The organism is Halobacillus sp. ABH2_015 (genome assembly GCF_056158945.1).
Genome location: NZ_JBSWUG010000002.1, coordinates 2040728 through 2058830 on the forward strand (window position 1 = coordinate 2040728; position 18103 = coordinate 2058830).

At 47.1% G+C, this 18103-nt stretch carries 18 protein-coding genes and 1 pseudogene; 6 read left to right on the plus strand and 13 right to left on the minus strand.

Going from position 1 to position 18103, the window contains the following annotated elements; all coding sequences use genetic code 11:
- Positions 1 to 58: 58 nt before the first annotated feature.
- Together ACXAD6_RS10870 and ACXAD6_RS10875 are read left to right on the plus strand one after the other, a co-directional pair.
- Positions 59 to 646 (plus strand): xanthine phosphoribosyltransferase, encoded by a 588-nt coding sequence (locus ACXAD6_RS10870; RefSeq protein ID WP_474968889.1) that lies wholly within the window; start codon positions 59 to 61, stop codon positions 644 to 646.
- Complete coding sequence (locus ACXAD6_RS10875) at positions 643 to 1935, plus strand: nucleobase:cation symporter-2 family protein (protein WP_474968890.1); 1293 nt, start codon at positions 643 to 645, stop codon at positions 1933 to 1935. Before ACXAD6_RS10870 ends, ACXAD6_RS10875 begins: the two co-directional genes overlap by 4 nt.
- 45 nt (positions 1936 to 1980) lie before the next feature.
- Here ACXAD6_RS10875 and ACXAD6_RS10880 read toward each other — a convergent pair whose 3' ends face one another.
- Positions 1981 to 2958 (minus strand): metallophosphoesterase, encoded by a 978-nt coding sequence (locus ACXAD6_RS10880; RefSeq protein WP_474968891.1) that lies wholly within the window; start codon positions 2956 to 2958, stop codon positions 1981 to 1983.
- A gap of 203 nt (positions 2959 to 3161) precedes the next feature.
- Here ACXAD6_RS10880 and ACXAD6_RS10885 point away from each other — a divergent pair, with 203 nt between their 5' ends.
- Together ACXAD6_RS10885 and ACXAD6_RS10890 are read left to right on the plus strand one after the other, a co-directional pair.
- A complete protein-coding gene (locus ACXAD6_RS10885; RefSeq protein WP_474968892.1) occupies positions 3162 to 4160 on the plus strand; it encodes an LLM class flavin-dependent oxidoreductase in 999 nt (332 codons plus the stop codon).
- 101 nt (positions 4161 to 4261) lie between these two features.
- A complete protein-coding gene (locus tag ACXAD6_RS10890) occupies positions 4262 to 4399 on the plus strand; it encodes a hypothetical protein (RefSeq protein ID WP_474968893.1) in 138 nt (45 codons plus the stop codon).
- 31 nt (positions 4400 to 4430) lie between these two features.
- Here the strand turns inward: ACXAD6_RS10890 and ACXAD6_RS10895 are convergent, their stop codons facing one another.
- From ACXAD6_RS10895 to ACXAD6_RS10935, 9 genes and pseudogenes are all read right to left on the minus strand, one after another.
- Positions 4431 to 5216, minus strand: coding sequence for a DUF4097 family beta strand repeat-containing protein (locus ACXAD6_RS10895; protein ID WP_474968894.1), 786 nt, complete (start codon positions 5214 to 5216; stop codon positions 4431 to 4433).
- 448 nt (positions 5217 to 5664) lie between these two features.
- On the minus strand, positions 5665 to 6657 hold the full coding sequence (locus ACXAD6_RS10900; protein ID WP_474968895.1) for a bile acid:sodium symporter family protein: 993 nt from the start codon (positions 6655 to 6657) through the stop codon (positions 5665 to 5667).
- Positions 6654 to 8048, minus strand: a complete 1395-nt coding sequence (locus ACXAD6_RS10905) for an FAD-binding oxidoreductase (protein ID WP_474968896.1) — start codon at positions 8046 to 8048, stop codon at positions 6654 to 6656. The genes ACXAD6_RS10900 and ACXAD6_RS10905 overlap by 4 nt, the downstream gene beginning before the upstream one ends.
- 155 nt (positions 8049 to 8203) lie before the next feature.
- Positions 8204 to 8923, minus strand: a complete 720-nt coding sequence (locus tag ACXAD6_RS10910; RefSeq protein WP_474968897.1) for an exonuclease domain-containing protein — start codon at positions 8921 to 8923, stop codon at positions 8204 to 8206.
- Positions 8920 to 9888, minus strand: a complete 969-nt coding sequence (locus tag ACXAD6_RS10915; protein ID WP_474968898.1) for a DUF294 nucleotidyltransferase-like domain-containing protein — start codon at positions 9886 to 9888, stop codon at positions 8920 to 8922. The genes ACXAD6_RS10910 and ACXAD6_RS10915 overlap by 4 nt, the downstream gene beginning before the upstream one ends.
- 24 nt (positions 9889 to 9912) lie before the next feature.
- Entirely contained in the window at positions 9913 to 11175 is a 1263-nt protein-coding gene (locus ACXAD6_RS10920; protein WP_474968899.1) for an ammonium transporter, read from the minus strand.
- Between the two features lie 280 nt (positions 11176 to 11455).
- Positions 11456 to 12199, minus strand: a complete 744-nt coding sequence (locus tag ACXAD6_RS10925; protein WP_474968900.1) for a polysaccharide deacetylase family protein — start codon at positions 12197 to 12199, stop codon at positions 11456 to 11458.
- A 93-nt stretch (positions 12200 to 12292) separates the two neighbouring features.
- A complete protein-coding gene (locus tag ACXAD6_RS10930; RefSeq protein ID WP_474968901.1) occupies positions 12293 to 12583 on the minus strand; it encodes a hypothetical protein in 291 nt (96 codons plus the stop codon).
- Positions 12584 to 12663: 80 nt separating this feature from the next.
- Positions 12664 to 13409, minus strand: a pseudogene (locus tag ACXAD6_RS10935) (SDR family oxidoreductase).
- 218 nt (positions 13410 to 13627) lie between these two features.
- Here ACXAD6_RS10935 and ACXAD6_RS10940 point away from each other — a divergent pair.
- Positions 13628 to 13849, plus strand: coding sequence for a winged helix-turn-helix transcriptional regulator (locus tag ACXAD6_RS10940; RefSeq protein WP_474970413.1), 222 nt, complete (start codon positions 13628 to 13630; stop codon positions 13847 to 13849).
- 157 nt (positions 13850 to 14006) lie between these two features.
- Here ACXAD6_RS10940 and ACXAD6_RS10945 read toward each other — a convergent pair whose 3' ends face one another.
- From ACXAD6_RS10945 to ACXAD6_RS10955, 3 genes are all read right to left on the minus strand, one after another.
- The gene (locus ACXAD6_RS10945) at positions 14007 to 14381 is read right to left on the minus strand and encodes a hypothetical protein (protein WP_474968902.1); all 375 of its coding nucleotides are present in this window, start codon (positions 14379 to 14381) and stop codon (positions 14007 to 14009) included.
- Positions 14382 to 14485: 104 nt separating this feature from the next.
- A complete protein-coding gene (locus ACXAD6_RS10950) occupies positions 14486 to 16060 on the minus strand; it encodes a long-chain-fatty-acid--CoA ligase (protein ID WP_474968903.1) in 1575 nt (524 codons plus the stop codon).
- Positions 16061 to 16158: 98 nt separating this feature from the next.
- The gene (locus tag ACXAD6_RS10955) at positions 16159 to 16791 is read right to left on the minus strand and encodes a putative glycolipid-binding domain-containing protein (RefSeq protein ID WP_474968904.1); all 633 of its coding nucleotides are present in this window, start codon (positions 16789 to 16791) and stop codon (positions 16159 to 16161) included.
- Between the two features lie 190 nt (positions 16792 to 16981).
- Between ACXAD6_RS10955 and ACXAD6_RS10960 the strand changes: the two genes are divergently transcribed.
- Positions 16982 to 18082, plus strand: a complete 1101-nt coding sequence (locus ACXAD6_RS10960) for a DUF2515 family protein (RefSeq protein ID WP_474968905.1) — start codon at positions 16982 to 16984, stop codon at positions 18080 to 18082.
- Positions 18083 to 18103 lie beyond the last annotated feature (21 nt).

Genomic DNA, 18103 nt, shown 5'->3' on the forward strand with positions numbered 1-18103 from the left:
ACGATACGCATTTTTTTATGAAACATCCAATGTAATTCATCATCAAGGTGGGAATCCTATGGAATTGTTGGAAAGAAAAATCAGAGAAGAAGGACGTGTACTCTCCGCATCTGTTTTAAAAGTGGATGCCTTCATCAATCATCAAATCGATCCCTTATTAATGGACAGCATTGGACGTGAATTCGCCGACCGATTCTCAGAAGCAGGCATTACAAAAATATTGACGCTTGAATCGTCCGGAATCGCTCCTGCTCAAATGACAGGCCTTCACTTACAGGTTCCTGTTGTTTTTGCCAGAAAGCGCAGATCATTGACGCTGAACGATCAGTTGTACACCTCTGAAGTCTACTCCTTTACAAAAGAACAGGCGAGTGAAATTGCCGTCTCTCACGAATTCATAAACAGAGACGATCACGTCTTGATCCTTGATGATTTCCTGGCGAATGGACAAGCGGCTCTCGGTCTCCTGCATATTGTTGAACAAGCAGGAGCTACTCTGGAAGGAATCGGTATTCTTATCGAAAAATCCTTTCAGGATGGCGGCGGAATATTAAAGAACAGAGGGGTCCGAGTGGAATCCTTAGCCCGCGTTGCTTCATTGGAAAACGGACGTGTCCAATTTGTTGAAAAGGTGGGAGCACAGTGAAACAAATCACTTTAGCCATCCAGCATCTTCTTGCGATGTACGCTGGAGCCATTCTCGTTCCATTAATTGTCGGCAGTGCCCTCGGGTTAAGTTCTACACAACTGACGTATTTAGTTGCCGTAGATATTTTCATGTGTGGAGCGGCAACCATCCTGCAGGTTGTGAAGAACAAATATTTCGGTATCGGACTGCCTGTTGTGCTCGGCTGTACCTTTACAGCCGTCGGTCCGATGATTGCTATCGGAAGCGAATACGGAGTGACAGCCATTTACGGCGCAATTCTTGTATCCGGCCTGTTCGTCCTGGTGATCAGCCGCTTTTTCAGTAAGCTTGTCCGTTTTTTCCCTCCGGTTGTAACAGGGTCTGTCGTTACCATCATAGGAATTACTTTGATCCCGGTTGCCGTACAGAATATGGGCGGCGGACAAGGGGCAGAAGACTTCGGCTCGCTATTCAACTTGTCTCTGGCTTTCGGTACACTGGGTGGCATTATCCTCTTATACCGGTTTACTCGTGGATTTTTCCAGTCCATCTCCATTCTTATGGGAATTACTGCCGGTACACTGACCGCCTTCTTCTTCGGCCGGGTAGATACAGCAGCTGTTACGGAGGCTTCCTTCTTTCACATGATCGAACCCCTATATTTCGGCATCCCTACGTTTCACTGGTCAGCCATTTTGACGATGATCCTTGTCGCTATGGTATCCCTTGTTGAATCGACGGGCGTTTATTTTGCTGTCGGTGACCTGACTGATCAGGAAGTGAAGGAAAAAGACTTGAGAAATGGGTATCGGGCAGAAGGTATCGCCATTCTGCTCGGCGGCTTTTTCAATGCTTTTCCTTACACCGCCTTTTCTCAAAATGTCGGTCTTATGAACATGACTGGTGTGAAATCAAAAAAAGTCATCTTCATTATGGGTGGCATGCTGCTTGGACTCGGCCTGCTTCCTAAGGCCGCAGCCTTAACAACGATCATCCCCACTCCTGTTCTAGGTGGAGCGATGCTTGCTATGTTTGGCATGGTGATTGCCCAGGGGATCAAAATGTTAAGCAGGGAAGCCGCCGCTTCTCCTGAGAATTCTATGATTGTTGCCTGTTCCATCGGCATGGGGCTTGGTGTAACTGTAGCACCGGAACTATTCGCCCAGCTGCCTAACAGTATTCAAATTTTAACAAGCAACGGCATAGTAGCTGGAAGCCTTACAGCTATCGGTCTTCATATCATTTTCCATATGACCCGCAGACCGGCTGAGAAAAAAACAGACGCTGTGTGGCAGGAAGGGGCCTGAAACGAACAACCGCCGGCAGATAATGTTCTGCCGGCGGTTGTTCGTTTATTCATAGGGCTGGTTGGGAATTTCAAGGTTCCACCGCTTCTCAAAATCCACATACTCGGTAAAATTATGCTGCTCCCCAATCATGTCCTCATCTAAATAAGGCGAATATGTCCGGTGGGTCAGCGTATTTTTATTCAAGTCGAATTCAATGATTCTCAGGAACCCCTCCCCTCCATTCGGATACCCTTGGTAATCAGCAGCATATTGATGGACAGGCAGTCCCGCCTCATTTTTACGAATCTTGCGGTAGGTTCCGCTGTAATGACCGTTGACAGTCATGAAAATTTGACTATTCTTCGCAATCCACTCGTTATAAATGAATGACGGAGAATTCCCTTTGGATTTTCTTACATAAGGTTTTTCTGAAAGCCGGCCTTTCGTATCCATAAGCAGATGGGTGACAACGATGACCGGCATGTCTGGGTGTTCATCAAGAACACGCTGGGCCCAGGCAAGATCTTCACCGGGCAGGTCGATATTTAAAAAAAGGAGAAGAAAATCTTTTCCTTCTGCTGAAAACGTATAATAGGAGTTCAATTCATTTCGAGAGTGTCCTCCATAACCCGGGTGCCCCTTCATCCGTCTGCTGCCAAAGTACTGTTTATAGTGAGCCGCTTTACCCCCCATATCGTGATTTCCCATCGCTATTCCATATGGCACTCCGGCTTGATCCATCCGGTCAACGGCTTGATCCGCATTTTCCCATTGATGTTTTTGATTTTTATCCACCACATCCCCTAAATGGGCGGCAAAGCGAATATCCTCTTTTTCAAAGTTATCTGCCAGCCACTGAGTCTGGGCATGGAACCTTTCTGGAAACTCATCTGAATACAACTGGGTGTCCGGAAGCAGCACGAGCTTAAATCTGCCGTCCCCTTCCAGATCCGTGGCCTCACTATTTACGGTATAAGCAACGGCAAGACTGAGAAATAGTATAAGAAGGCTTTCATTAATCCAGAATACAGCCGTTCTCACCGATACCCTTCCTTTCTTCTATAAAGAACCAACCAGATTCCTTTGTTGTTCCTTAGTGTGTCCATTCCAATACGGGATATGAAGGAACAGGACTGGGGCTCTTTGGAAGAAAGCATGGATTCAGGCTCAGACAAATTATTTTGAGTCTCGAAACAAAATTGATAAGATAACCATAGGATTCTACAAAGAAATGAGGACAGGATATGACTGAAAAAACACTCTCTCACACAAAATACAGCGTTCTAGACCTTGCCCCCGTTACAGAAGGCGGCACACCGGCTGACTCCTTTAAAAATACAGTGGATCTGGCTCAGCATGCTGAGCGCTGGGGATTTAACAGATACTGGTTAGCGGAACATCACAATATGCCGTTTATCGCAAGCTCGGCTACTTCCATAGCCATCAGCCACGTACTGCACCATACAGATTCCATTCGAGTCGGATCCGGCGGGGTAATGCTGCCCAACCATGCTCCACTTGTGGTCGCTGAGCAGTTTGGTACACTGGAGACTTTATTTCCTGGACGGGTTGATTTAGGCCTCGGACGGGCACCGGGAACAGATCAGCTGACAGCTGGTGCGTTAAGGAGAAACCTGGATAGTGATCCAAACGAGTTTCCTGAGCAGGTGGAAGAATTAAGAGGTTACTTTGCCGGCGAAAACCGCATTCATGCTGTACCAGGAGAAGGACTGAATGTGCCGATCTGGCTCCTTGGTTCCAGCGGATTCAGTGCGCAGCTGGCTGGACAGCTGGGACTGCCGTTCTCATTCGCCAGCCACTTTTCCCCGAACAATACGGAAGGAGCGCTGCGTTTATACAGACAACAGTTCCGTCCATCCGATGTGTTGGACCAGCCCTATGTGATGGTTGGTGTGAATGTGATTGCCGCCGATACGGATGAAGAAGCGGAATATCTGGCCACATCCCTCCAGCAGCAGTTCCTGAACCTCGTCCGGAACACGAACATGCTGCTTCAGCCTCCAGTTGAAAACATGGAGGATGTATGGACGCCAAGGGAAAAGCTGGCACTCATGCAGCAGCTCGGCTCTTCCATTATCGGAAGTAAAGAAACGGTCAAAGCCAAACTGGAAAGCTTCCTTCAAGAGACAGAGGCAGACGAAATGATGATCATTTCTCAAATTTACGATCACGATAAACGGCTGCGCTCTTATGAAATCATTTCAGAAATCATGAACCCATAAAAAAAGAGCGTCCTCCGGGGCGCTCTTTTTCTGCCATATTTTACTCGATTAACATCCTTCCTCCGACCGAACACTAAGGAAAATACAAGGAGGGATCTTATATGGGAAAACGCACATCTCAAATGAACGCCGCTAAAACCAACAATAAAACACCGAAGGAAAGCCTGCCTGTTGAAGAAGAACCAGGACACCGCACGAATAAAAACCGACCTGAAGAAGGACCGGGCGCACATCAATAGTAAGCAGGCGAAGGTGGGAGGTCTCCTCCTCTCACCTGTTATTCAAGTGCAGATCCCCGGACTGTGTAGCAATCTGTATGATGTTCTCTTCACTCCCCTTCCCAAGCACAGCTCGAAAGGAGTGCTCCTCTTTCTTTTCATACAACAAATCCTCCCAGTTTACAACCGCTTCTCCTGACCGGCTCGTAAATAAAACCGTTCCATCTTGAGGTGCTGCCGATTCATAACTCACATGCACATCCCCACTGGTCGTTTCCACATCCAAACCCGTCAGTGTCTGCATTCCGGTCAAGGAAAGATCTCCGGAAGCCGTGTTGACCCTTGTCTTCTCTCCCTCAGCATCCTCTTCCGTAATGGATCCGCTCTTCGTCTGATAAGTTCGCGCGCCCGCTGTAACAGCTTCCCCTGCGATATCTCCACTGGAAGTTTCGATGGCCAGAGTCCTTTCAATCTCATTATTCACCATGTCCACAGATCCCGACGAAGTTTTGATATTTAAAGACGCTGTTGTCATTTCCTCGATACGGATGTCTCCGGATGATGCCTGCATCGTCAGCGCCTCATATTTTTTCTCAGGAAGCACAATGTGTAAGGAAGCATCTTTGAAGGGAGAAAAAGGAAGCAGACGGATCCCTTTTCGTTCCACTTCTTCAATATGTAGTTTCCCTTGAGAGTAATGGTACGTAAAAAGGGGTTGGTTTGTCTTTCCTTCTGCACTCATTTCAACGTGGGAGACAGATGCGGTCTGAATGTCGACATCCATGGATGCCACCTCGATTTCAATCCTCTCGACTTCTTGTTTTTCATACTCAGTCACAGCATTCACCTCCTGGCTGCCCCATAAAGAATACAAAGTGACTCCTGAAAGCAGAACAAAAAGAAATAAACAGATGCCTATCCATATTTTTTTCATAAGCCCCCTCTTTCGTCATTAAAAATATAAGATGCCACTCTGACATATGTATATGAGGTGCGTATCCACCTTTTCTTCAGCCGTATACGCACGTGCTTTTCCTAAGGTAGGTCAAACATCCCCCGGAACAGTCTTCCTATAAATTGTAACATCCAGAGAAGAAGCCGCCCGATACCGAAAACCACCTCGGGGATCCAGCCGATACATTCTGTAAAAATATCAAAGAAAGCCGAGGTCCGTGCTCTTCTTTTTCTGCGTCTCTCCTTCCTGCCATGCTTCACGTGGATCCTCCTCCGTTGTTTCTATGGTTTACGGAAAAGAATGGAAAAAGGTTTCACCTATGACAGAATTTTTATAGACCCGTTTGTTTTATACCTTCTACCCACGCATCGTGAGGTGCAGCATCCTCCTCTTGTTTTTCTGTCGGTCTCTTCGACCAGAAGGTTGCCAATATAGGTCCCGAGATATTGTGCCATACGGCAGCAAGAACGTTTGGCAGCGCAGCAAGGGGACCAAAATGGGCTGTAGCAAGCGCTACACCAAGACCGGAGTTCTGCATCCCTACTTCAATGGAAATCGCCCGGCGCTTGCTTTCATCCAGCTTCATAACTTTTGCCGTTCCATAACCAAGGGACAAACCGAATAGATTATGCAGCATAACTGCAGCAAAAACCATCACACCGGAACTGATGATGCTGTCTACATTCGCTGCCACTACTGCCATAACAATAATGATGATGGCCAGAACAGAGATGAGCGGGATGATGGACGTTCCTTTGTCAACCACTACCGGGGCAAGCTTACGTACACCGACTCCGAGAGCGATCGGAATAATGATAACCTGCACGATTGAAATAAACATGGATACCGGGTCCACAGGGAGCCACTGACCAGCCAGAATCAGGAGAATCAATGGTGTGAAAATGGGAGCAAGAAGCGTTGACAACGAGGTCATCGCCACAGACAAAGCCAGATTCCCTCTAGCAAGAAACACCATGACATTGGAAGAGGTCCCTCCAGGAACTGAACCGAGAAGCACAAGTCCTGCTGCAAGCTCGGCAGGAAGCTTCAACAAATACGCAATAACAAAAGCAGCCAGGGGCATAATCAAAAATTGAGACAGCACCCCTATGATGACTGGAACCGGTTTTTGCACGACCATCTTAAAATCCACAGGTTTTAGTGTAAGTCCCATTCCGAACATGACAACTCCAAGCAGAATGGTAATGTAGGCTCCCAGACCGAGAAAAGTGGAAGGGAGGAAAAAGGCGGTCAGCGCAGCCCCCACCACCCAGAAAGCAAAATACTTTCCAGCTATATGACTAATAGATTCAAGCATCTTCATTGATTTGTCCTCCTTGTTGGAACGAGTTTATCCGGGTTCATGATTCCTTTTGGATCAAGGGCCTGTTTAATTTTCTCCATAACAGCCAGTGCGGCCCCATGTTCCTGTTTCTGATACTTCATCTTTCCTCGTCCAACCCCATGTTCACCCGTCGATGTTCCACCACATGCAAGAGCATATTCTACAATGGCTTCATTCAACTGCTCCGCCTTAGCGGCTTCCTCAGGGTGATCCGGGTCCAGCATAAGAAGCGCATGATAATTTCCGTCCCCTACATGACCAAGAATTCCGGCATGGAGGCCCAGTTCTTCAATGACACCACGTGCGTGATTCACGGCTCCAGCCAGTTTGGAAATCGGAACACACACATCCGTCACCATCAGCTTCCTGCCGGGAAAGCTGTGGATATAGGCATAGGCCAGCTGATGCCGCGCCTCCCACAGCTTCACCCGCGCAGCATTGTCTTTTTCGAATTGGATCCCCATACAATGATGTTCCTGGACGATAGCTTTCACAAAGTCAATATCCTCTAAAAGCCCGGACTCATTTCCATGGAACTCTAAGAATAAAGTCGGCTTTTCATCATAGGTTGTGTGGTTGAAATGGTTCACCTGCTGCATCGACCGATCGTCCACGAGTTCCATTCTTGCAATAGGAACACCCGCCTGCAGGATAGACACCACGGCTTCCACAGCATCATTGACGGTTGGAAAAGACGCTCTTCCCGCTGTAATGTGCTCAGGAATACCATATACTCTAAGAGTTAGTTCTGTCATGCATCCAAGAGTTCCCTCTGAACCGACATAAAGACTGTTCAAATGGTAACCGGAAGATGACTTCCTTGCCATACTGCCTGTATGTATACAGCTTCCATCAGGCGTGACCACTTCAAGGTCATGCACCTGATCTTTCATGACTCCATATTTAACAGATGTGGTCCCACTTGCATTCGTGGCTGCCATCCCTCCAAGCGTGGCATCTGCGCCGGGATCTACCGGAAAGAATAAGCCGTATTTCTTCAACTCCTTGTTCAGCTGAGATCTGGTTACCCCAGGCTGGACTTTCACTAGAAAATCTTTATCCCTCACTTCAAGGACTTTGTTCATTTGTGAAAAATCAATCGTGACCCCTCGGACATATGGAATCACGTGACCCTCAAGGCTGGTTCCCAGCCCGAATGGAATAATGGGTATCCCGAAAGCGTCTGCAGCTTTTACAACCGCCTGCACCTCTTCTGTCGTCTCCGGAAAGACAACCAGTTCCGGTCTTTCCGGTTTATGATAGGACTCGTCCCTGCTGTGATGATCAAGGACAGTTGTGTTCGTTGAAAGTTGATGGTCCTGAAGCACCAGCTTCAATTCTTGTATAAAATCAGCCATATCTACTGACACTGCTATTCCTCCCGCCTGTATTGTGTCTCACATTATACATAATAGTCTGAATTTTACAACAGGAGGTTGTTTTTTTCATTTTTTTCTAAAGGATTTTTAACCTATAGCTTTTTTCCACATAAAAAAAGCACCCCTTTTTTACAATCAGGAGTGCTTCAGCTAAAAGAAGCGAGTTTTGTATAGACTTCCCCGAGCGTCCGGTAGTCGTTCTCACGTGCTTCCTCGACCGCCTGAATCCATAAGGCTGCTGCAGCCTTGGCATCAGATAAAGCATGGTGCCGATGATCAACCAGTATTTCATACGCCGCACAGCATTCATCAAGGGAATTCAGATCCTGGTTCGGACGATTCACTTTGGTGAGAAAGGTTGTATCAAGGATCCGGTGCCGAAACTTCCGCTTCATTTCCGTCCATGCCGCATGATTCATAAACTTTCGCTCATGGCCGGCGTGATGGGCGACTAAGACATCACTTTGGATATACCTGTAAAAATCGTGCAGGACCTCCTCAAGCGGTGGGGCTTTCTGCGTCATCTCCTTTGTAATGCCCGTGAGACATGTGATTTCATCAGATATGGAGCCCCTGCACTGGACGAGCGAATAGAAGGATTCCTTTTCAATCTGCAAGCCTCTGATTTTTACAGCCCCTATCGAGAGGATGCGGTCTCCTTGATAGGGGTGAAAACCGGTCGTTTCTAAATCAAAGACGACGACAGGAAGATCTGCAAGCGGCAGATCCAGCACATTTTTTTCCTTAATTTCGCGCTCCAGATTTCTAATGTAGGCCTGGTTGGAAGCACTGCTTTGATTCAGGGATGAAAAGCCGCTTCCGAGCCGGCCGGAGAGATCTTTTACAAATTGAGTAAATGGATTCATAGCACTCCCTCTTTAGATAAAACCGCTTTAGCATGCTCAATGGCTTCATGGCCGTATTTCATCCAGGATTTCAACCGCTTTTTTTCTTCCGCTTTCAGAGAATGTACTGGAACATAATGCACCCCGTCATACCCATCCGACTCCTCCACCTTATGGAGCCGGAACTGAAGAAATTCTTGAAACTGCTGCTTATAAAAATGAAGTTCCGGAAAGTCCTCCTCCAAATAGTCATACCTCGACAGGGTGGAAGGGACATGCAGCTGTTTATAGAAAGCCAGAAGTCTCGCTGCATTGACAAACGGAAAGTAAATGGTTTGTTTAAGATCGACGCTGCCCTGCCGGCTTCCCTTCTGTTCCGGAAGCAGCTGCCCGAACACGCCCTTTCCTTTTTTTATAAGCTTCACGTTCTCCACAACTCTTTGATACAGGTGAGGGTGCTCTTGGAATGCTGTGAAAATTTCATTTTTTACCGGTGCCAGCCTGTCTTTTTCACCCACGAGAACTCTTGAATCGAAGAAGATCTGCATATGACGGAGAGCCTGCCAGTCCCCCCGCTGCAGCCACCCTGATACCTGCTGCTTCATTTCCTCTTTCGGCTGACACCAAACTGGATTGGAGGACATGACATCTCCCTCACATTCTTCATAGCCGACAACGGCAAGACCGCGTTTGATTTCAGCACCCAGCGTGAGAAAGTAATCCTGATCAGACCTTCCTCCTTCAAAAATAAGACCGTGGTCCTGATCACTCCAAATGGACTGCTCGCCCCGCCCCGCGCTCCCCATGAGATAAAAAGAAAAAGGAGCAGGCGGCATTCCCTGCTCATTTCTCACCCGTTCCTCTGCAGATTTCACCGTCCGCGAGATGAGCTGATCATGAAACACATTCAATTCCTCAGAATCGGTCAACAGACCAGGGATCATCGTTTCCCGCCATGTACGCAGCTCTTGATAGCTTTCGCGCATGCCAACTCCACCCTTTATCTCTATTTAGGCTCCTGAATTCGACTTCGGTGGTGTCAGGTTCTCAGGATACCCATACCCGCCATGTTCACTTATATCAAGTCCCATAATCTCTTCTTCCTCGGAAACACGGAGGCCGCCCATTGCCTTATCCATAACCTTCAAAATGATGAAGGAAACAACAAACGCATAGAGACCAGAACTGACGACTCCCAGAATCTGTACACCCAGCTGTTCAAATCCCCCGCCGTAGAAAAGTCCGGGACGACCTACAGCGGCAAGTTCCGGCGTTGCAAATAAACCGTTGGACAATGTCCCCCAGATCCCTACTGTACCGTGAACAGAAAGGGCGAATATCGGGTCGTCGATTCTCCGTTTATCGAAGAACCTCATACTGAAGAAGACGAACGCTCCTCCAATCAAGCCGATCAAGACAGCCGCCCATGGAGCAACGAAGGCACAGGAGGCGGTAATGGCAACCAGACCAGCCAAAGCTCCGTTCAGTGTTGTCGGTACATCCGCCTTCCCAGTCACGGCCCATACCATAAGCATTGCCCCAACAGCCCCCGCACCGGCTGCCAGCTGAGTATTCAAGGCGACATAACCGAAAAAGGCATCCCCCACACCAAAAGTACTTCCCGCATTAAAACCAAACCAGCCAACCCAGAGAATGAGCACACCGAGAGCTGTGAACACCTGGTTATGACCGGCAATCTCATTCGATGTACCGTCTTTATTGTATTTACCGATCCGCGGTTTCAAGATCATGGTTGCTGCCAGAGCCGCCATGGCTCCGGTCAGGTGAACAACAGTGGAACCGGCAAAGTCCTGTTTCCCGTGCTCCGCCAGCCAGCCGCCGCCCCAGATCCAGTGAGCGATAACCGGGTAGATAAGTATTGAAAATAAGACCGCAAAAATAACGTACCCCATCAGTTTCGCCCGCTCAGCAAAGCCACCGAAAGCAATGGTCATGGCAATAGCTGCGAAAGCTAATTGGAACATAAAATCAACGGAACCAGCCAGTCCCTCTCCCATGGTTTCTGCATCCCCGTAAAAGAACTGGGATAAGCCTACAAAAGCATTCCCCTCACCATAGATCAACCCATACCCGACAGCCCAGAAAACCAAAGAAACAATTCCCACTGTAAAGACGGTTTTCCCTGCAATATGGCCGGCATTTTTCATACGTGTCGATCCCGCCTCCAAAAGGATAAACCCTCCCTGCATCAACAAAACAAGAATCGTACAGACAACAATCCAGAGATTGTTCATTAAAAACGTGGCTTCCATGACTTACCCCTCCATGTTAGATTTCTTAACATAATATGATATATACTACTGTACCAAAGTCAAAATGTTAACACAATTGTTTATGTAAGGATTCTTCACATTTTTCAAAATTTATAAGCGGGCTCTACACGCTGTACCTTTACACAGAATGATTCGCCCTTTCCATTTATACATCCGTCCAACTCTTTAAGAAAAAACCTTTACCCACTGGTATTTTAAACATGAAAAAAGGCTGTGGAGATCACGTTCTCTACAGCCAGGCACCCTTTATCCTGCTATACTAACCGGAAAAGTCATCAACGATTTTATACTTTGGATGTTTTTCAATCAATTCGGATACCGTTACAAACTGGAAGCCATCTTCTTTTAATGCAGGGAGAATACGGTTCAATGCCTGGACCGTCTGAGATCTGTTGCCTCCGAAATCATGAAAGAGAATGATATCCCCATTCTTTGAATGGTCTAGAACTGTATCCACAATCCGATTTACCCCGGGGCTCTGCCAGTCTTTTGTATCCTGATGCCAGGACCACATGACTACCATATACCCTTCCTCGCTGGCGGTATTTACAATAATGTCATTGTAAACACCGCCGGGTGGGCGGAACAATTGAGGAGGCTTCCCCGTAATCTCCTTGATTACATCTGCCGTAAAGTCAATTTCCTTCACAATATCTTGTTTTGATATTCCGGTGAAACTCGGATGATGGTACGTATGGTTGGCTATTTCATGTCCTTCCTGCGCCATCTCCCTGATCAAGTCCGGATGCTTCTGAGCTCGTGACCCTACTACAAAAAATGTACCCTTTGCCCCGTATTTTTTTAGTACTTCCATAATTTCGGGTGTGTACGTATCACTCGGTCCATCATCGAATGTGACGGCAACCCATTTGGACTCTGTCGGTACTTCCCAGATCGCGGTCCCTTTCTCTTCATAAAAGTGCCGCGGATGAGCGTCCGTCGAGAGTAGAGGAAAACTTCCAAAAAACAGAAAAATAGCAGTAATGCCAGATGTCAGTTTCATCTCTGACCCCATTTCTTTTTTTATTAGTGTGCAGAGCGGCGGTCATCTTATTCCATAGAAAAAAGCTCTCTTTGTTGGAGAGAGCTTTTCTGCTTATTGATCGGGTTTTAAGATGGTCCGCTGAAGGGGGACGCCTCCCATGGAAACATTTCGTTCAATGAAGACATAACGGTTTCCATTGATCGTAAACACCCCGTCCCCTTCATAAGATGCTTTGTAACCCTGGTTCTTCAATTCAGCCAGAACAGCCTGCGTATATTCGCCGAAATCTACATACCGGCCATCCAAATCCAATTGGATATGCCCCTTCCGGTACCCCATAAGCCAGTTGAATAACATGTACAAACCGACACCTGCGGTTAGTGTGACAATGACTTGAATCATTAGACAGCCCTCCTGATCATCTTCTTCTATTCCATACGAAAAAGAGGAGGAAGGCGTTTCAATCTGCGGTTCATTTCCTGTTAATCCTGCTGTTTCGTCGGTGCCAGGTCGATTTCGCGAATCGTTACAGACGATGGCTGCTGATATGCATAATAGATGGCCTCGGCTACAACTTCCGGCCGAAGTCCTCCTTCAATGGATGCTTTCCAATCCCTGTACCCTTGTTTGATGCCATCATCAGACGTATGACTGAACAGTTCGGTTTCCACAACGCCCGGAGCAATAGTCGTTAAGCGGATATTGTCACCAGCTACTTCCTCCCTGACATTTTCCGTCATGGCGTGAACGGCAAATTTCGTTCCCACGTAAGCGGCATGATCCTGGAAGGTTTTTCTGCCGGCAATCGACCCAATATTAATGATGGTACCCTGCTGATGCTTTTTCATAGACGGAAGAACAGCCTGCATCCCGTGTAGAACTCCGAGTACATTCACATCATACATTTCCTTCCATTCAGCTTTGTTTTGATTAGTAATATCTCCTAAAAGCATGCGTCCAGCGTTGTTCACCATCAGGTCAACAGGCCCGAACGTCTGCTCCGCTTTCTCTATTGCAGCCTTTAAAGCCTTGTCATTCGTAACGTCCACATCTGCTTTCATGACGTGGTCTCCAGAAAACCCGTCCAAAAGATGCTGGCGATAAGCAGAACTTTGAAGCCTTTCTCTATCAATAATGAAGCCGTTGCTTTCCCTATCCCGCTGGAAGCTCCTGTGACTGCGATAAACCCTGTTTTCATCATTATTCCCCTTTCTTTTCTTTCACTCATGGGTAGTGTACAGGAGGAATCATGAAGAAAAAAGTACGCACTTTCATGTCAGATGGTGACATCAAGGTAACGTATAGAAAGGACGACGTATGGAAAATATCCTTTACTTAAATGAATTTGACGCCACGCTGCAGATGATTCAGGGAAAATGGAAAGTTCTGATCCTCTATGAAATCTATGAATGTCAATACCGGCGTTTCGGGGATTAGAAGCAGTATATACAAGATGTTTCCCATAAAACATTGACGAGACAATTAAGAGAACTGGAACAAGACGGCCTCCTGTTCAGGAAGGTTTATCCAGAAGTTCCACCAAAGGTTGAATATTCATTGACGGAACGGGGGCGTTCCTTGATTCCTGTTCTAGACTTAATTTGTGACTGGGGGCTGCAGCATGTTCCTAAGACGCAGCTGGAGCGGGTGCTGTGTGAGGAGGAATAGAGGGAGGCTTCTGAACAGGCATCGAATGTCTGACGCTTGTTGTATATAAAAAAGACGCTTCTTTCCCAGCCGGAGTGGCTGAAGAAGAAAGCGTCTTTTTTCAATTCCATAAAGGTCTCAGATCCTTCAATCCTTCATCTAAACAAGAAGCACACGGTCAAGAGCCGGCCATACAAGGAACTTTCGGACACTCCTCGCATTCGCCTGCAATCGCGTATCCTTCAACCGTAAATCCTTTTTTTCTAAGAACTCTTGCTGCCATATTTTTCTCAACCTCGTTGGTGGAGATCAGCAGCAGCGGCTGATCCGGCAGCTCTCCTGCGTGCCGTTTCAAATAGGCCAGAGGCAGGCAGTACGCCTGTGGATACGGATCCTTATAGGAAATCTGATAATCCCGGGTATCAACAACGGCTCTGCCTGTAAAAGAGCGGCTGGGTGTTATAGAGACTTTATGGACTGACCGGGCCGGCCAGATCCGATAGAGGATGTGGTATAAGGCAAACATGATCAAAGCACTCATTACCGCCGTCATGACCCATCCCTCCTTTTTCATTTCATTTTCTAGTTGTATTTTATACCCCCGTTGGTATAAATGTCAACAAAGAGAACCTCCCCGTCGATAAGGGGAGGTTCTTTTTAATGAACCATCCGACTGTGACCTTTCCAGAATTCTTTCCTGATCACCACTTTTTGTATTTTTCCGGATGCGGTCTTTGGTAATTCTTCAATAAAGGAAATGCTCTTCGGTACTTTAAAATGAGCGAGTTTTTCCCTACAGAAGCGGACCACTTCTTCTTCCGTCAAACTTTCTCCTTCTCTGAGTACAATGCTTGCGTGCGGAACCTCCCCCCATTTTTCATGAGGAACTGCCACGACAGCCGCTTCCAATATGGATGGATGATCGTACAGCGTTCCTTCCACTTCGATGGAAGAGATGTTTTCGCCACCGCTGATGATGACGTCTTTCTTCCGATCGACGATTTCAATATAGCCGTTCTCGTCCACGACTGCCATGTCTCCGGTATACAGCCAGCCATTACGGATGGCAGCTGTTGTTGCTTCTTCATTTTTGTAATAACCGTCCATAACATTGTTTGACCGTGTAACGATTTCCCCTATGGTTTTTCCATCATGCTCAACCTGGCTGCCCTGCTCATCAACGACCATTACCCGGCTGCCTATCATACTATAACCTGCTTTCGCCTTCAAACGATAACGTTCTTCCGACTCTTTCTCCAAATTCATGGACTTGAGCTCAGATGTCGTAATGAGCGGCGAGATTTCAGTCATGCCGTACACTTGAATGAATTTCCAGCCCAGGTCCTCTTCCACTTTCCTTACAAAAGCCGGAGGTGGAGCCGATCCCGCAATCACGACGCGCACATCCTGTTTAATTTGCGGATCGGCCGCTTCATAAGCCTCAATCACCATGTTCAACACCGTGGGAGCCATATGTAACACGCTCACCTTATACTTCTCCACCTTATCAATGATGGCGGATGGATCGTTTTTTCGCAGCATCACCTGTGTCGCTCCATTTGCTGTGTAGTAAAATGGAGACCCCCATCCGTTCACATGGAACATCGGGAGTACATGCAGCAGCGTATCCTGATCCGAAACACGTAAATGATGCATCGAAGATAAGGCATGCAGATAGTTCGACCGGTGACTCAACACAACACCTTTGGGATTCCCTGTCGTCCCGCTCGTATATAACAAGGAAGCCGGATCTGTTTCCTCCACCTCAGCTCTTGGATATGAGTCGCAGGAAAAGGAGTGAAGCCAGTTTTCATACCCCTGTCCAGATGTGTCTCCATGGACAATGACGTGCTGCAGGCATGGGAGGTCATCGACAATGTTCTCCACCAGAGGATACAGCGAAGCATCAACAAGCAGAACTTTACTTTCACTATGTCTCAAAATGAACTGATAATCCGCCGGCTGCAACCGGGTATTCAAGGGCGTCATGACAGCTCCAAGCTGAAAGACTCCATAAAACCCTTCCAGCATTTCTGTTGAATTGGGAGCCAGGTAAGCCACTTTGTCCCCTTTTCCTACACCAAGTGCATCCAGGCCGCGTGAAAGCCGGTTGACCCTCTCATTCAACTGACTGTAGGTCAATGAAAACGTGTCGTCTATGACTGCTGTTTTTTCTGCATATAGTTCTACTGCCCGATCAAGGAAATCGGTTAAAACTAAAGGTACATGCATGCCAACACCCTCCTAATTAAAGCGCTTACAATAAGTGTAAAGAAATTTCTGTTATCCAGCAACTTCTCCTTCCGCTGTTTTTGCCGGAGAGGGTTTCGTCAGGTCGGAAGCCTCCCTCCTGAATTTCCTTCCGAAGCCAGAAATACCGGTGCCCCATTGAAAACTCCTCTATAATCCGACACCCCCTGCCGGTAAAAAAAGCCCGGATATTCGACAACCCAGCCATTTTGGTCAACGACCAGTGCTGTTTCATAATTTCGGCACCTGTACTGGAAAATCCGGCAGCCATCAGAGTCCCCTAAATACGTATATGTCTGCAGGATTGGCATCACTTCCCGGCTTAACGGCTGCACGGAGACCATTTTGAATGTTCTTTTCTCCCCTATCACCCATGAAACCCGGTTGATTGGAAGCGAGTTGGTTAAAGGTGTGATGGACAAGTCAATATTGGACGCCCCGTCCAAAGTCTCCATGTAACTGCCCTCCACCCACCATTTGTCCTCTTTAACGGTCTCAATGACAAAAGGGTCTTCTTCTTCATTTGTAAAAATTTTAAGCTTTTTTGTTTTCCAATCATGGCCGAGTCTAAGGAGATAAGATACGCGGTGGGGGCGTCTGTCATTGATCAGCAGAACGGTCCCATTCACTTCCATACCGTCAGGCCGTTTGTTAATGGTTACATATTCCGAACCGGCGGCGTCAAGATGATCCCACATGATACGCTGCAGCAATAGGGTTTCCTCCTTTTTGATATCATCGGCTATCTGCCGGACTTCTCCCTCTTTCATTCCCTTATTTTAGAAGAATTCGTTGAGATACAACGATATTCCTTCCTTGTTTTACATACGGTTTTATTTCCTGCATACACTAGAAAAATCATGAAAACCTGAAAATAGATCTGCATATGGGAGGGGGGGTACGGTGAAATTCCGGTCTGATGCAGGGGTATTAAAAAAGCAGTTAAAAAACGCCTTAAAACCAGGTGACACACCGCCGATCCATAAAGAAGAGGAAAGAATGCTGGAGGACATTAAAAATAAGACCAAAAAAGCCAACCGGAACAATGTTACCCGTACGAAAGCCTATATGGATTTCTTTCTCATCCACCCCGAAATCCACTGGGCTCTGCTTGCCCATTTAGTTTCAAGAAATGCCGGATGGAACATGACCGATTTGAAGGGGTCTTATCTTCCTAAACTGCTGACAGCAAAAGAAACGGTTGATTTCTATGTATTTTTGGAACGCGGAAACTGGCTCATCTTTCAAGATGCCTATCCTCAACTGCTTCTCTATGAATACAGCAGGAAACAGGGGGCACCTCTTTGGCATCTGTTACCCTTTCTGAATGTGTCTGCCTTCATGCGCCCTTTTTGGGAGCGTTTTTGGGAAAGCGGCCGCAGTGAAGAAATCACCAAAGCGCTGATTGTTAATGAACAGCATTATATTGAAAACCGCGTTCTTAACAACTCCCTTTACATGCAGACAGTAATGGATAAAGTCATGTTCAAACTTCAGGAACTGCTGTCCATGAACCATATCCTTTTCCCTTACCTGACGCCTGTGCAAAAACGAATAAAACTGACAGGTGGAACGGTCCACCATTTCACTTCCGTAAATAAACGCGTCTCCCTGGGGCGTTCTCTCTACGACCTGCTCTATTCCATAGAATCCCGGCTTGAATCCATTATTCTGTGGGCGGAATCCCGTCCTCATACCGGCTCAAGAGCTGATTACTGGCCCGAGTTATTCTTTATGGAAGGGGATGGTTCAACACCTGTACCTTCTCCAAGCCCCTGCAGAGGAATTGGGAGAAACAAACTTTTCAGTCCGACCTTGTCAATGGCCTGGGATGACTGGGTCCATCCTAGTGCGGAAGAAGGAGACTGGTTTACCGATTGTCATGTGCTTCGTCTGCTGAAAAAAAAGCCGGAAAAATTTTCAGGAGACATCGAAGGTCCCTGCTGCCGGTCTCTTGAGGAAATCCAGGCAGCTATTCAAGCGAAACAAACGTTTTTTTCATAGAGCGCTGCACAAAAAACCGTC